General features: G+C 67.4%; 13 protein-coding genes. 9 read left to right on the top strand and 4 right to left on the bottom strand.

The window, feature by feature from the left end; all coding sequences use genetic code 11:
* Nucleotides 1-62 precede the first annotated feature (62 nt).
* Nucleotides 63-1,268: an enhanced intracellular survival protein Eis gene (locus tag DYE23_RS28870; protein ID WP_011891770.1), complete on the top strand. Its 1,206-nt coding sequence runs from the start codon at nt 63-65 to the stop codon at nt 1,266-1,268.
* 85 nt (nt 1,269-1,353) lie between these two features.
* Here the strand turns inward: DYE23_RS28870 and DYE23_RS28865 are convergent, their stop codons facing one another.
* The 3 genes from DYE23_RS28865 to DYE23_RS28855 all read right to left on the bottom strand — a co-directional run bounded on the left by DYE23_RS28865 (nt 1,354) and on the right by DYE23_RS28855 (nt 4,071).
* A complete protein-coding gene (locus tag DYE23_RS28865) occupies nt 1,354-2,442 on the bottom strand; it encodes an inositol-3-phosphate synthase (RefSeq protein ID WP_115328805.1) in 1,089 nt (362 codons plus the stop codon).
* 70 nt (nt 2,443-2,512) lie between these two features.
* Nucleotides 2,513-3,058 (bottom strand): PadR family transcriptional regulator, encoded by a 546-nt coding sequence (locus tag DYE23_RS28860; protein ID WP_115328804.1) that lies wholly within the window; start codon nt 3,056-3,058, stop codon nt 2,513-2,515.
* A gap of 119 nt (nt 3,059-3,177) precedes the next feature.
* Nucleotides 3,178-4,071, bottom strand: a complete 894-nt coding sequence (locus DYE23_RS28855) for a DUF1707 SHOCT-like domain-containing protein (RefSeq protein ID WP_115328803.1) — start codon at nt 4,069-4,071, stop codon at nt 3,178-3,180.
* A 111-nt stretch (nt 4,072-4,182) separates the two neighbouring features.
* On the opposite strand from DYE23_RS28855, the gene DYE23_RS28850 reads away from it, so the two are divergent.
* The 3 genes from DYE23_RS28850 to DYE23_RS28840 all read left to right on the top strand — a co-directional run bounded on the left by DYE23_RS28850 (nt 4,183) and on the right by DYE23_RS28840 (nt 8,844).
* Entirely contained in the window at nt 4,183-4,617 is a 435-nt protein-coding gene (locus DYE23_RS28850) for a DUF5318 domain-containing protein (RefSeq protein WP_013473281.1), read from the top strand.
* Nucleotides 4,618-4,795: 178 nt separating this feature from the next.
* Nucleotides 4,796-7,255 carry a transglycosylase domain-containing protein gene (locus DYE23_RS28845; protein ID WP_115328802.1) on the top strand — a complete coding sequence of 820 codons (2,460 nt, stop codon included), beginning with the start codon at nt 4,796-4,798 and terminating at the stop codon, nt 7,253-7,255.
* Between the two features lie 50 nt (nt 7,256-7,305).
* The gene (locus tag DYE23_RS28840) at nt 7,306-8,844 is read left to right on the top strand and encodes a glycosyltransferase family 87 protein (protein WP_235660646.1); all 1,539 of its coding nucleotides are present in this window, start codon (nt 7,306-7,308) and stop codon (nt 8,842-8,844) included.
* Here the strand turns inward: DYE23_RS28840 and DYE23_RS28835 are convergent.
* Nucleotides 8,807-9,355, bottom strand: coding sequence for a hypothetical protein (locus DYE23_RS28835; RefSeq protein WP_115328800.1), 549 nt, complete (start codon nt 9,353-9,355; stop codon nt 8,807-8,809). The two genes, DYE23_RS28840 and DYE23_RS28835, sit on opposite strands and share 38 nt — an antisense overlap.
* 176 nt (nt 9,356-9,531) lie before the next feature.
* Here DYE23_RS28835 and rpsF point away from each other — a divergent pair, with 176 nt between their 5' ends.
* From rpsF to dnaB, 5 genes are all read left to right on the top strand, one after another.
* Complete coding sequence (gene rpsF, locus DYE23_RS28830) at nt 9,532-9,822, top strand: 30S ribosomal protein S6 (protein ID WP_011891778.1); 291 nt, start codon at nt 9,532-9,534, stop codon at nt 9,820-9,822.
* A gap of 96 nt (nt 9,823-9,918) precedes the next feature.
* On the top strand, nt 9,919-10,431 hold the full coding sequence (locus tag DYE23_RS28825) for a single-stranded DNA-binding protein (RefSeq protein ID WP_011891779.1): 513 nt from the start codon (nt 9,919-9,921) through the stop codon (nt 10,429-10,431).
* A 32-nt stretch (nt 10,432-10,463) separates the two neighbouring features.
* Nucleotides 10,464-10,730: a 30S ribosomal protein S18 gene (gene rpsR, locus DYE23_RS28820; protein ID WP_003931676.1), complete on the top strand. Its 267-nt coding sequence runs from the start codon at nt 10,464-10,466 to the stop codon at nt 10,728-10,730.
* A gap of 10 nt (nt 10,731-10,740) precedes the next feature.
* Nucleotides 10,741-11,196: a 50S ribosomal protein L9 gene (gene rplI, locus DYE23_RS28815; RefSeq protein ID WP_011891780.1), complete on the top strand. Its 456-nt coding sequence runs from the start codon at nt 10,741-10,743 to the stop codon at nt 11,194-11,196.
* A gap of 482 nt (nt 11,197-11,678) precedes the next feature.
* A complete protein-coding gene (gene dnaB / locus DYE23_RS28810) occupies nt 11,679-13,994 on the top strand; it encodes a replicative DNA helicase (RefSeq protein WP_099962209.1) in 2,316 nt (771 codons plus the stop codon).
* The last annotated feature ends 113 nt before the right edge of the window (nt 13,995-14,107 follow it).

Below are 14,107 nucleotides of genomic sequence, written 5' to 3'. Positions count from 1 at the left end.
CTGACAGTACGCAGTGGATATTCGAATGCGTCGGACGGTGCGGGTCTGACACCGTTTCGTCTGTGCCGGCACACACCACCTCTCTGACCGTCCGTTCCGCCACCGAGACCGACTGGCCGGCCATCGGGTTGATCGCCGCGACCGGTTTCGGGGTGTGGCGTCCCGACGAGACGGTGCAGGTGTGGCGGTCGATGATGCCGCCGGACAGCGTCGTCGTCGCCTGCGACGGGGACGAGGTCGTCGGTGTCGCGTTGTTCCTGGACCTGCAACTGACGGTGCCCGGCGGGGCGGTGCTGCCGATGGCCGGGGTGTCGTTCGTGGCCGTCGCCCCGACGCATCGGCGGCGCGGTGCACTGACGGCGATGTTCAACGAATTGCACAGCAGGATGGGCGATTATCCGATCGCCGGCCTGGAGGCGAGCGAGGCCGGAATCTACGGCCGGTTCGGCTACGGGCCCGCGACCGTGTGGGAGAACGTGTCGGTCGAGCGGGAGCGGGCTCAACTGCGGGCGGGAGTTCCCGACCCCGGTGGTGTGCGCATCGTGCGTCCGGCGGAGCATCGTGCGCAGCTCGAGGACATCGACGAGCGCTGGCGGCTGCAGACCCCCGGCGGGCTGCGCACCCCGGCACGGCTGTGGGACGAGATCCTCGAGGACCGTGAGAGCCTCCGCGGCGGGGGCAGCGCGCTGTACTGTCTGCTGCACGGCGACGGGTTCGCGATGTACCGGGTGCACAACAGTGAGCGCCGTAAGGATCGGGCGCAGGTCACGAAGCTGGCCGCGGCTACCCCGCAGGCCTACATCGCGTTGTGGCGCACCCTGCTGGGGTTGGACCTGATGGCCACGGTGGACATCACGACCCACCCCGGCGCCCTGCTGCCGTATCTGCTGACCGATGCCCGGCTGGTCCGCACCGTGGATGTCCAGGACGGTCTGTGGCTGCGGATGCTCGACATCCCCGCCGTTCTGCAGGCGCGCACGTATGACGCGGATCTGTCTGTGGCGCTGGATGTCTCAGACCCGGTGCTCGACGGCGGGGGGCGGTTCGCGGTGGAGATCCGGGGCGGCCGTGCCTCGTGTGTGGCCACCGACGCGCCCGCCGACGTGCACACCGATCTGTCGGTGCTCGGCAGCCTCTATCTCGGCGCACACCGCGCGTCGGCGTTCGCCGCGGCGCACCGTCTGCGCTGCGAGGACTCGACGCAGCTGCGGGCGCTGGATGCCGCCTTCGCCACGGACATCCCCGCCGAGCTCGGTTACGGCTTCTGAACAGAAGCGCCGAAATTGCATTCCAGCAGGCCTCTTCTCGAACTTCGGCTGCTGGAATGCAATTTCGGCGACAAGTGTGAAGGGGTCAGCCCTCGATGAACTTCTCCAGCTGCACGCGGGCGATGTCGTCGGCGAGCTGCTTGGGCGGGCTCTTCATCAGGTAGGCGGACGCGGCCTCGATCGGGCCGCCGATGCCGCGGTCCTTGGCGATCTTCGCGGCGCGCACCGCGTCGATGATGACGCCGGCCGAGTTGGGGGAGTCCCAGACCTCGAGCTTGTACTCCAGGTTCAGCGGCACGTCGCCGAAGGCGCGGCCTTCCAGGCGCACGTAGGCCCACTTGCGGTCGTCGAGCCACGCGACGTGATCGGACGGGCCGATGTGGACGTTCTTGTCCTCGACCTTGCCGGCCAGCGAGCCGGACAGGTTGGAGGTGACGGCCTGGGTCTTGGACACCTTCTTGGATTCGAGGCGGGTGCGCTCGAGCATGTTCAGGAAGTCCATGTTGCCGCCGACGTTGAGCTGGTAGGTGCGGTCGAGCGTGACGCCGCGGTCCTCGAACAGCTTGGCCATCACGCGGTGGGTGATGGTGGCGCCGATCTGGCTCTTGATGTCGTCGCCGACGATCGGCACGCCGGCGTCCTCGAACTTCTTGGCCCACACCGGATCCGAGGCGATGAACACGGGCAGTGCGTTGACGAACGCGACGCCGGCGTCGATGGCGCACTGGGCGTAGAACTTGTCGGCCTCTTCGGATCCGACGGGCAGGTAGGACACCATGACGTCGACCTGGGCGTCCTTGAGCACCTTGACCACGTCGACGGCGTCGGCGTCGGAGATCTCGATGGTGTCGGCGTAGTACTTGCCGATGCCGTCGAGGGTCGGACCGCGCTGCACGACCACGTCGGTCGGCGGCACGTCGGCGATCTTGATGGTGTTGTTCTCCGAGGCGAAGATGGCCTCGGACAGGTCGAAGCCGACCTTCTTGGCGTCCACGTCGAACGCGGCGACGAACTTCACGTCGCGCACGTGGTAGGCGCCGAGCTTGACGTGCATCAGGCCGGGAACGCTGGCGTTTTCGTCGGCGTCCTTGTAGTACTGAACGCCCTGCACGAGCGAGGACGCGCAGTTGCCCACCCCGACGATCGCGACCCTGACGTCATTGCTTGCGGTCATGACGGCTTCTCCTCTGTCCTGTCTTCACTGCCTGGAATTCGTATTACTGGCTGCTGTGTCGAGCGTGAGCTCACGTCTGTTCAGCGCGTCCCTGCGCCGATTTCTCCGCCGCGATCAGTTCGTTGAGCCACGTCACCTCACGCTCACTGGACTCCAGCCCCAACTGATGGAGCTGGCGGGTGTAGCGATCGAATGAGCTGCTCGCCCGCGCCACTGCTTCACGCAGGCCTTCGCGACGTTCTTCCACCTGGCGGCGACGGCCCTCCAGGATCCGCATCCGGGCCTCGGCCGGCGTGCGGTTGAAGAATGCGAGGTGCACGCCGAAGCCGTCGTCGGAGTAGTTCTGCGGGCCGGTGTCGGCCACCAGCTCGGTGAAGCGTTGCTTACCGGCGTCGGTCAACTGGTACACGCGGCGCGCGCGGCGGACCTTGACGGTGCCCTCGGGTGCGGAGTCCTCGACGATCAGGCCGTCGGTCTGCATCCGGCGCAGCGCCGGGTACAGCGAGCCGTACGAGAAGGCCCGGAACGCGCCGAGTAGGCCCGTCAATCTCTTGCGCAGCTCGTAGCCGTGCATCGGGGATTCCTGGAGCAGGCCCAGGATGGCGAGTTCGAGCACCCGAGCCCTCCTTCCCCGTGATCGGATGTGCCGCTACGACGGTTCGACACCTCGCAGAATTGTATCGCGCCGATATATTGAGCACCACAGTAGTGCCGCAGCGCCGCGAAAAGGCCAGGTCAGCGGTTGGCGGGCCAGATGGCGAGCGTGCTGCCGTCGGGGTACAGCTCGATGCGGCCGTTGCCGAAGTCGCTGTTGACGACGATCTCGATGATCACCGCGTCGGGGGTGGCCGGGTCCTCCGAGGGGCTGATCCGCAGCCAGGTGTCGGTCAGATCGGCACGCGAGATCCCGACGGTCTCCGGCGCGCCCCGCAGCACACCGAGGATCTTCTCGAAGTCGAACTTCGCGAGGTCGACGAGGCGTTGGTCGGCGCTGACAGCCGTCGGCGAACCGGACGGTTCACCCCACCCGCCGCGGTAGTAATAGGTGAGGCTGCGCCGGTTGTCCTGCGGGTCGGGCCGGTCGAGGTAGGCCATGTCCGAATGGATGTCGAGTTCGTAGCCCATGGTGCTGCCGAACTTCTGCCGCATCTGTTCGAAGAGCCCGGTGAACCCGCCGAGGGACTGGAGTTGCCGCGGCGGGGTCAGGACCCGGGCCGGGATGCCGTCGTCCTTGGCTCCGGGGTCGGTCTGGAAGCTCAGCGGCGACGACGAGTTGCCGTACAGCCCCCAGCCGATCGCGATGCCGAGGACCACCAGCACCGCGGCGATCGCGGCTTTGACCCCCCAGCCGGGACGCGCGACCTGGCGGTTGATGACCCTGGTGATGACTGTCGGCTCGGCGATGGTCTTGGCGGTCTGCAGGTCGGACACCAGGTCCTGCAACTGGCCCAGGGTCGAGGCGGTGGTGGCCGACTTGACGCGCTCCCCGTGCTCGGTCATGGACAGCTGACCGTCGGCGAGGGCGGTGTCGAGGATCTGACACGTCTCGTTGCGATCGCTGTCCTTCGCGCGCGTCCACGCTGTCCGACGTCCCGAGGATGTCCGACGTCCCGAGCCTCCCGAAGCCACGGACAAGATCGTAAGAGTTCGCGCAGCGATACCGCAGGCCACACCGGCGGACACCCGGCGCGGATGCACGTCGAGCCTCGGTGCCGTAGGGGTGGACGTACTCTGGTCCTCGTGCGATTGCAGCGACAGGTGGTGGATTACGCGTTGCGGCGCCGATCCCTGCTGGCCGAGGTGTACTCGGGGCGCACCGGCGTCACCGAGGTCTGTGACGCCAATCCGTACCTTCTCAGAGCGGCGAAGTTTCACGGCAAGCCGAGTTCGGTGATGTGCCCGATCTGCCGCAAGGAGCAGTTGACCCTGGTGTCGTGGGTGTTCGGGGATCACCTCGGCGCGGTGTCCGGGTCGGCGCGTTCCGCGGAGGAACTCGTGCTGCTTGCCACCAAATACGACGAGTTCTCCGTACACGTGGTGGAGGTGTGCCGCACTTGCAGCTGGAATCATCTGGTCAAGTCCTACGTGCTCGGCGCGGTCCCGCCCCCGAAGGGGTCACGCGGGCCGCGTCGCACCCAGACCGCGCGCGGCACGGCGCGCACGGCCAGTGAATAGCGACGGGCGCCACGACCGACCGGCCGGCGACTCCCATGACGGGCGTCGCGCGGCCGAGAGCATCGGCGCCAGAAAACCAGTCCCCCCGCCGCCCAACGTGCCGCCCAACCGCCCGCCGGGCGACGGCGGCGGCAGGCATCGCCCGCCACCCCCGGCCGCGCCGCGTCGTGGGCCGGGAGTGCCGCCGGACGACCGGCACACAGCAGTCCTCCCACCGTTCCGGGACGGACCCCCGCCGCCCACCCGCGACCCGATCGACGCGGTCAAGAGCGCGCTGGATTCCCGCGACCGGCGCCGGCGTGACGGTGATCGTCGGCGCGAGGGTGACCAGCGACGCGGATCCGGTCCGCCCCCGCCTCCGCCCGGTCCGCCGCGCCACGGCGGCGGAGGACCCACCGGTGGTGACGGTCCGTCGGGGCCGCCGCGCAGCCTGCGCGAGCAGATCAACTGGACGTGGGTCCGTCGCGGATCGCTGATCGCGGCCGTGGTGCTCATCGTGTTGCCGCTGCTGACCTTCGGGATGGCGTACATGATCGTCGACGTCCCCAAACCCGGGGACATCCGGACCGCGCAGGTCTCGACGATCCTGGCCAGCGACGGCAGCGAGATCGCGAAGATCGTTCCGCCGGAAGGCAACCGGATCGACGTCAACATCGACCAAATCCCGGTGCACGTGCGCGACGCGGTGATGGCGGCCGAGGACCGCGACTTCTACTCCAATCCGGGTTTTTCGTTCACCGGGTTCCTGCGGGCGTTCAAGAACAACATCTTCGGCGGCGACCTGCAGGGCGGGTCGACGATCACGCAGCAGTACGTGAAGAACGCGTTGGTCGGTGACGCCCGCTCCGGTGTCGGCGGCGTCATCCGCAAGGCCAAGGAACTCGTCATCTCGACCAAGATGTCGAGCGAGTGGTCCAAGGACCAGGTGCTGCAGTCCTACCTGAACATCATCTATTTCGGGCGTGGTGCCTACGGTGTCGCCGCGGCGGCCAAGGCGTACTTCGGCAAGCCGATCGAAGAGGTCACGGTGTCGGAGGGCGCGCTGCTGGCGGCGCTGATCCAGCGCCCGTCGGTGCTCGACCCGGCCGTCGATCCCGACGCGTCGGCCGTGCGCTGGAGCTGGGTGCTCGACGGCATGGTGGAGATCGGCGCCCTCTCGGAGCAGGACCGCGCCGCGCAGATCTTCCCGCCGACGATCCCCCCGGATCAGGCCAGCACGCAGAACCAGACCACCGGACCCAACGGCCTGATCGAACGTCAGGTGGTGAGTGAGTTGATGGAGATCTTCGACATCAACGAGCAGACGCTGAACACCGAGGGTCTGCAGATCACCACGACGATCGACCCGAAGGCGCAGTCCGCCGCGCAGGATGCGGTCGAGGATTATCTCGACGGCCAGGACCCCGACATGCGGTCGGCGGTGGTGTCGATCGATCCGAAGACCGGCGGCATCAAGGCGTACTACGGCGGCTCCGACGCGGCCGGGTTCGACTTCGCGCAGGCGGGTCTGCCGACGGGGTCGTCGTTCAAGGTCTTCGCGCTGATCGCCGCGCTCGAGCAGGGGATGGGACTGGGCTACCAGGTCGACAGCTCTCCGCTGGAGGTCAACGGCATCAAGATCAGCAATGTCGAGGGCAGCAGCTGCGGATCCTGCAACATCGCCGAGGCGCTGAAGCGGTCGCTGAACACGAGCTACTACCGGCTGATGCTGAAGCTGAAGAACGGTCCGCAGGACGTCGCCGACGCTGCGCATCAGGCCGGTATCGCCGAGAGCATCCCGGGCATCGAGCACACGTTGTCCGAGGACGGTCAGGGCGGCCCGCCCAACAACGGCATCGTGCTGGGCCAGTACCAGTCCCGCGTGCTGGACATGGCGTCGGCGTACGCGACGATCGCCGCGTCCGGCGTCTACCACAAGCCACACTTCGTGCAGAAGGTCGTGAACTCCGACGGGCAGGTGCTGTTCGACGCCACCCAGGAGGACAACAGCGGCGAGCAGCGCATCGACCAGGACGTCGCCGAGAACGTGATCGCGGCGATGCAGCCGATCGCCGGCTACTCCGGGCGGGCGCTGGCGGGCGGGCGTCCGTCGGCCGCGAAGACCGGCACCAACCAGCTCGGCGACACCGGTGAGAACCGTGACGCGTGGATGGTCGGCTTCACCCCGTCGTTGTCGACGGCGGTGTGGGTGGGCACGGTCGACGGCACCAAGCCGCTGGTGACCTCGGGCGGCGCCTCGGTGTACGGGTCGGGTCTTCCGGGTCAGATCTGGAAGTCGACGATGGACAACGCGCTCGACGGCACCGACAACGAGACGTTCCCCAAGCCCGAGGAGATCGGCGGCTATGCCGGTGTCCCGCAGGCCCCGCCGCCTCCGCCGAGTTCGACGGCACCGCCGACCCCGTCGGAGACGGTGATCCAGCCGACGTTGGAGATCGCGCCGGGCATCACGATTCCGTGGGGTCCGCCGACGACCGTGCCCGTCGGCCCGCCCGGGGCGCCGCCGATCCCTGAGACCGCACCGCCCGCACCGCCCGCACCGCCGCCGCCGGGCGCCCCGGTCCCGCCGGGTGCGCCGCCGCCACCGGGGGCTCCGGTGCCGCCCGGCGCTCCGCCCGGTCCGCTTCCGCCCCCGTGACGTCGCCGTCGCCGCTGGGGACGGACCTGCGGAGCCTCGACAGCCGCGACATGCCCAGCCGCACCGACACCCTCGGAGCGGCACTGTCGGGCACCATCGGCGGACCCGTCGGCAGGCATGCGCTGATCGGACGCACGCGGTTCATGACGCCGCTGCGGGTCATGCTGATCATCGCGCTGGTGTTCCTCGCGCTCGGCTACTCGACCAAGGCCGCCTGCCTGCAGACCACCGGCACCGGCACCGCGGACCAGCGCGTCGGCAACTGGGAGAACCAGCGCGCGTACTACCAGCTGTGCTACTCGGACACGGTCCCGCTGTACACCGCGGAGCTGCTGAACCTGGGCAAGTTCCCGTACAAATCCAGCTGGGTCGAGACCGACGCCGAAGGCCGTCCCCGCGTCCAGTACGACGGCGAACCCGCGGTGCGGTACATGGAGTATCCGGTGCTGACCGGGCTCTACCAGTACCTGTCGATGACGGTGGCGAAGACGTACACGGCGCTGACCAAGGTGGTGTCGATCCCGGTCATCGCCGAGGTGGTGATGTTCTTCAACATCGCCGCCCTGGGTCTGGCGCTGGCGTGGCTGACGACGTTGTGGGCGACGGCGATGCTCGCGGGCCCGCGGCGGATCTGGGATGCGGCGCTGATCGCCGCGTCGCCGATCGTGATCTTCCAGATCTTCACCAACTTCGACGCTCTGGCAACAGCTTTCGCGGCCTGCGGGATGCTGGCGTGGGCGCGGCGAAGACCGGTGCTCGCCGGGGTGCTGATCGGGCTCGGGGTGGCGGCCAAGCTGTATCCGCTGCTCCTGCTGATTCCGCTGGTGCTGCTGGCGGTCCGTACCGGGCGCGTCCGGGAGGCCGGCAAGACGGTGGTGGCCGCGGTGGTCGCCTGGTTGGCGGTGAACCTGCCGATCATGGTGCTGTTCCCGCGGGGGTGGTCGGAGTTCTTCCGGCTCAACACCCGCCGCGGCGACGACATGGACTCGATCTACAACGTGGTGAAGTCCTTCACCGGATGGGGCGGGTTCGATCCCGACCTCGGGTTCTGGGAGCCGCCGGTGGTGCTCAACACCGTCACCGCGGCGCTGTTCGCGGCGTGCCTGATCGCCATCACCTACATCGTGCTGACCGCGACGCGGCGCCCGCGGGTCGCCCAGATCGCGTTCCTGGTGGTCGCGGCGTTCCTGCTGACCAACAAGGTGTGGAGTCCACAGTTCTCGTTGTGGCTGGTGCCGCTGGCGGTGCTGGCGCTGCCGCACCGGCGCATCCTGCTGGCGTGGATGACCGTCGACATGCTGGTGTGGGTGCCCCGGATGCTGTACCTGTTCGGCGAGCAGAGGATGGGTCTGCCGGAGCAGGCCTTCACCGCGACGGTGCTGCTGCGCGACATCGCGGTGATCACGTTGTGTGCGTTGGTGATTCGGCAGATCTACCGGCCCGAGCTCGATCTGGTCCGCCACGGTGGCGTCGACGATCCCGCCGGCGGGGTGTTCGACCGCGCGATCGACGCGCCGCCGCGGTGGCTTCCTGACTGGCTACGGCCGCGGCCTAGTTCTCCGACCAGTCTGGCGCCCGCCGGGCCTTGAGCCAGGCGTTCGTCGGAGGCAGCAGCACCGACACCAACGTCGCGATGGGGAGGATCAGGCCGAGAAGCGCGAAGCCGTGGGCGCCGAGAGGTCCGTACGGGGCGGCCGTGACGTACCCGAGGCTGAGCAGACTTCCGCCGAGCGTGACCGCGGACCCACCGACCACCAGGCGGCGCCCGGTGATCCTGCGCCGGGCCAACAGCACCGCCCCGGCGCCCAGCAGGACCCCGGCCACCACGTTGAGCAGGATCCCGAGGACGAGCACCGGGCCGAGACCACCGGCGATGCCGACCGACGTCTCCACCCGCGAGTCCGCCTGCAGCGCATCGAGTCCGGCCACATCGAGGATTCCGAGGACTCCTCCACTGAGGCACCACAGCGCACCGAGTCCGGCCAGGACGGCGGCGATGAACGCGGTGACGCCACTGACCGGCGGTCGCGGTGCCGGCGGGAAGGGATACGGGGCGAAGCCGGGCGGATAACTCGGCTGCTGGCCGTGCGCAGAGGTCACGGGTCTCCCTGGTCGGTGCGGATGCCCCAGCCTACCCGCGCGCGACGGGAGGGCGTCTGCGGTGATTTCGCAGATCAGGGCCGGTCCCTGTAGCCTGGGCGGGTTGCCGACGCAGGCGACCCTCCTGCCACGGACACGCCGTGGCCGATCAGACCGAAGGAGGTGATGGGTTCCTTATGCGTCCATACGAAATCATGGTCATCCTCGACCCCACACTCGACGAGCGCACTGTTGCTCCGTCGCTGGAGACGTTCCTGAACGTCATCCGCAAGGACGGCGGCAGTGTCGACAAGGTCGACATCTGGGGCAGGCGGCGCCTGGCCTACGAGATCGCCAAGCATGCCGAGGGCATCTACGCGATCATCGACGTCAAGGCCGAGCCCGCGACGGTGTCCGAGCTCGACCGCCAGCTGAACCTGAACGAGTCCGTGCTGCGGACCAAGGTGATGCGGACCGAGAAGCACTGATCACGCGAACTCGCGTGACGGGCTGTGCACGTCGGAGCAGGCCCGTAGGCTCGCCTGCGACTGCTCTCGCACCCTGCCGACATCCAGGAGGACCTTGTGGCTGGTGACACGATCATCACGGTCATCGGAAACCTGACCGCTGACCCCGAACTCCGGTTCACGCCCTCGGGCGCGGCCGTTGCGAACTTCACGGTGGCTTCGACGCCCCGCATGTTCGACCGTCAGACCAACGAGTGGAAGGACGGCGAAGCGCTGTTCCTCCGCTGCAACATCTGGCGCGAGGCTGCGGAGAACGTCGCCGAGAGCTTGGTTCGCGGCTCGCGGGTCATCGTCAGCGGTCGGCTCAAGCAGCGTTCGTTCGAAACCCGTGAGGGTGAGAAGCGCACGGTGATGGAGCTCGAGGTCGACGAGATCGGCCCGTCGTTGCGGTACGCGACGGCGAAGGTCAACAAGGCCAGCCGCAGTGGCGGCGGCGGCGGTGGATTCGGCGGAGGCGGCGGAGGCAACTCCCGCCCGGCGCCCTCCAACACCGGCCCGGCCGAGGACCCGTGGGGCAGTGCGCCCGCATCGGGCTCGTTCGGCGGCGCCGACGACGAACCGCCCTTCTAGATCAACACACTCATTTTTAGAAAGAGATAGACATGGCGAAGTCCTCCTCCACGAAGAGGCGGCCGGCTCCGGAAAAGCCGGTCAAGACCCGTAAGTGCGTGTTCTGCTCGAAAAAGGGCAAGAACCAGGTGATCGATTACAAGGACACGCAGCTGCTGCGTACCTACATCAGCGAGCGCGGCAAGATCCGTGCCCGCCGGGTCACCGGTAACTGCGTTCAGCACCAGCGTGACATCGCGATCGCTGTGAAGAATGCGCGCGAGGTCGCCCTGCTTCCCTTCAGCTCGTCGACGCGATAGGGGCGAAGAGATGAAACTGATTCTTACCGCTGAGGTCGAGCACCTCGGTGTCGCGGGCGACACCGTCGAGGTGAAGGACGGCTACGGCCGCAACTACCTGCTCCCGCGCGGGCTGGCGATCGTCGCCACCCGTGGTGCGCAGCGCCAGGCCGACGACATCCGTCGCGCGCAGGAACTCAAGGGCGTCAAGGGCCTGGAGCACGCCCGCGAGCTCAAGACGGCCATCGAGGCGCTGGAGTCCGTCGAGCTGTCGGTCAAGACCGCCGGCGACTCGGGCAAGCTGTTCGGTTCGGTGACGGCGGCCGACGTCGTCTCCGCCATCAAGAAGGCCGGCGGCCCGAACCTGGAGAAGCGGACCGTCGATCTGCCCAAGGCGCACATCAAGTCGACCGGCACCCATCCGATCACGGTGCGCCTGCACCCGGATGTGAACGCGGCGCTGTCGCTGAACGTCGTCGCGGGCTAGCGATACCGGCTCCACGGCCGGGCGTAGACCTTACAAGGTCTGCGCCCGGCCGTTGCCGTTTTCGGTGGCGAACTTTTTCGGGCGGGGCAATCCCAGCGAACCTAACCTGGCGTTAACCTGCGGGGCCCCGGGCGGAAACACAACACGCCCGACCCGTCAACCCGGCACGACACGCCGAGCAATTTCCCATCCACAGGTCCTCCACCGGCCTACCGTAGGTCTAGCTGGGAAAACGCGCTTGACGACGATGTCTATTAACAAGTTCTCCCCAAGGCCTCAACATGCTCGACCTGACGTATCCACACCCCATCCACAGGCTCATCAACAGGGGGCGGTTGCGTCCTCGCCAGCAACGTCTAGCGTTACCCGTCGCAGGGCTGGTTCGCCGTCCTTGCGGGGGGCTTTGTCGGAGGCTGGTTCTAGCATCACGGCGGTAACCTTCGAACGTCTGTTCACATTCGATCGAGGAGGAGAGACGTCGCGTGGCTGTCGTAGATGATCGGGGTCGTTCAGGGGATCGGTCCGACCTCGAGCCGCCTCCCAGCGAGGACTTCGGCCGCCAACCCCCGCAGGACGCCGCCGCCGAGCAGGCGGTGCTGGGCGGCATGCTGCTGAGCAAGGACGCCGTCGCCGACGTGCTGGAGAAACTGCGGCCCGGGGACTTCTACAAGCCGGCCAACCAACTCGTCTACGACGCGATCCTGGACCTGTACGGGCGGGGTGAACCGGCCGACGCGGTCACCGTCGCCGCCGAACTCGACCGGCGCGGTCTGTTGCGCCGGGTGGGTGGTGCGCCGTATCTGCACACGCTGATCTCGACGGTGCCGACCGCGGCCAACGCGGGGTACTACGCGGAGATCGTCGCGGAGAAGTCGCTGCTGCGCCGTCTGGTCGAGGCGGGCACGCGCGTGGTGCAGTACGGCTACGCCGGTGCCGACGGGGCCGACGTAAACGAGATCGTGGACCGGGCCCAGGCCGAGATCTACGACGTCACCGAACGCAAGTCCTCCGAGGACTACGTGATCCTCGAAGAGATTCTGCAGCCCGCGATGGACGAGATCGACGCGATCGCCTCGCAGGGCGGCATCTCCAAGGGGGTGCCGACGGGGTTCACCGACCTCGACGAGCTGACCAACGGACTGCACCCGGGTCAGATGATCGTGGTTGCGGCGAGGCCGGGTATGGGCAAGGCTCTGGCGCTGGACACCCCGCTTCCGACGCCGACCGGTTGGACCACGATGGCCGAGGTCAAGGTCGGCGACTTCCTCATCGGTGCTGACGGCAAGCCGACGCGGGTGGTCGCGGCGACCAACGTGATGGTCGACCGGCCGTGCTTCGAGGTCGAATTCTCCGATGGCACGGTCCTCGTCGCAGATGCCGAGCATCAGTGGCTGACCGAGACGAGGGCGTCGCGGAAGTCGGCCGCGATCCGTACGACGCGTGAGATCGCCGAGACGCTGGGTTTCAATCATTCGGTCGTCAACACCGCGCCCATCCAGGGGACCGCGCAGGATCTTCTCATCTCGCCGTACACCCTGGGTGCGTGGCTCGGTGACGGAGCGTCGACGGCCGCTCAGATCACGACTGCCGACCCCGAGATCCTGATGCGCATCGAGGGCGAGGACCGCGGCCTGTCGGGGGAGCGCCTGCGCACGATCGGAGTCCTTGGCGCCAAGCACATTCCGATCGATTACCTCCGTGCGTCGGAGGAGCAGCGCCGGGCCTTGCTGGCGGGGCTTCTCGATACGGACGGCACAGTCCCCAACGGCGGTTCTGTGCAGTACACCGGGACGAATGCGCGCCTGATCGGCGATGTCGCCGAGCTGGTCGTGTCGCTCGGATACCGCTGCCAGATCGCAAAGAAGGCCGTGAACGGTCGCAGCGCCGACTCGTCCGTGGCGTACACGATCAATTTCAGCACCGACGACGTGGTCTTCGGGCTGCACCGGAAAGCGGTGCTGCACAAGGAGCGTCGGCGTAGCGCGAGCACGGTCCGCTCGGGTTCGCGGTTCATCACGGATGTGCGCCCTGTGCCGAGCGTGCCGGTGCGGTGCGTCGAGGTGGACAACGACGACCATCTGTATCTGGCCGGCCGGTCGATGATCCCGACCCACAACTCCACTCTCGGACTGGATTTCATGCGGTCCTGCTCGATCAAGCATCAGCTGCCGAGCATCGTGTTCTCTCTGGAGATGAGCAAGACCGAGATCGTCATGCGTCTGCTGTCGGCGGAGGCGAAGATCAAACTGGCCGACATGAGATCGGGCCGGATGAACGACGACGACTGGACCAAGCTGGCGCGCCGCATGAGTGAGATCAGCGAAGCGCCGCTCTACATCGACGATTCGCCGAACCTCACGATGATGGAGATCCGGGCGAAGGCGCGGCGGTTGAAGCAGAAGGCAGATCTGCGCCTCATCGTGATCGACTACCTGCAGCTGATGACTTCAGGCAAGAAGGTGGAGTCGCGTCAGCAGGAAGTCTCCGAATTCTCAAGGCAGATCAAGCTTTTGGCCAAGGAGCTGGAAGTTCCGGTGGTCGCGATGAGCCAGCTGAACCGTGGACCGGAGCAGCGCACCGACAAGAAGCCGATGCTGTCCGATCTCCGTGAATCGGGATCGATCGAGCAGGACGCGGATATGGTAATCCTGCTGCACCGGCCGGACGCGTTCGAGAGCGACGACCCCCGCGGCGGGGAAGCGGACCTGATCGTGGCCAAGCACCGCGCCGGCCCGACGCGGACGGTCACCGTCGCCCATCAGCTGCACCTGTCGCGGTTCTCGAACATGGCGAAATAGGCACCGCGGCTGTCGGTTCTCATTTGAAATGTCGCATTCTCATCTCGGATGTCATCCCAATGTCGTATATGACATGGGAGTGAGAATTGCCGCTGTATTGAAGCGCTCGCCAC

The sequence above is a fragment of the Mycolicibacterium gilvum genome (assembly GCF_900454025.1).
In the GTDB taxonomy this organism is placed as follows: Bacteria; Actinomycetota; Actinomycetes; order Mycobacteriales; family Mycobacteriaceae; genus Mycobacterium; species Mycobacterium gilvum.
Note: the sequence above shows the minus strand (reverse complement) of the source record. Positions and strands in the feature narration are given on the sequence as shown.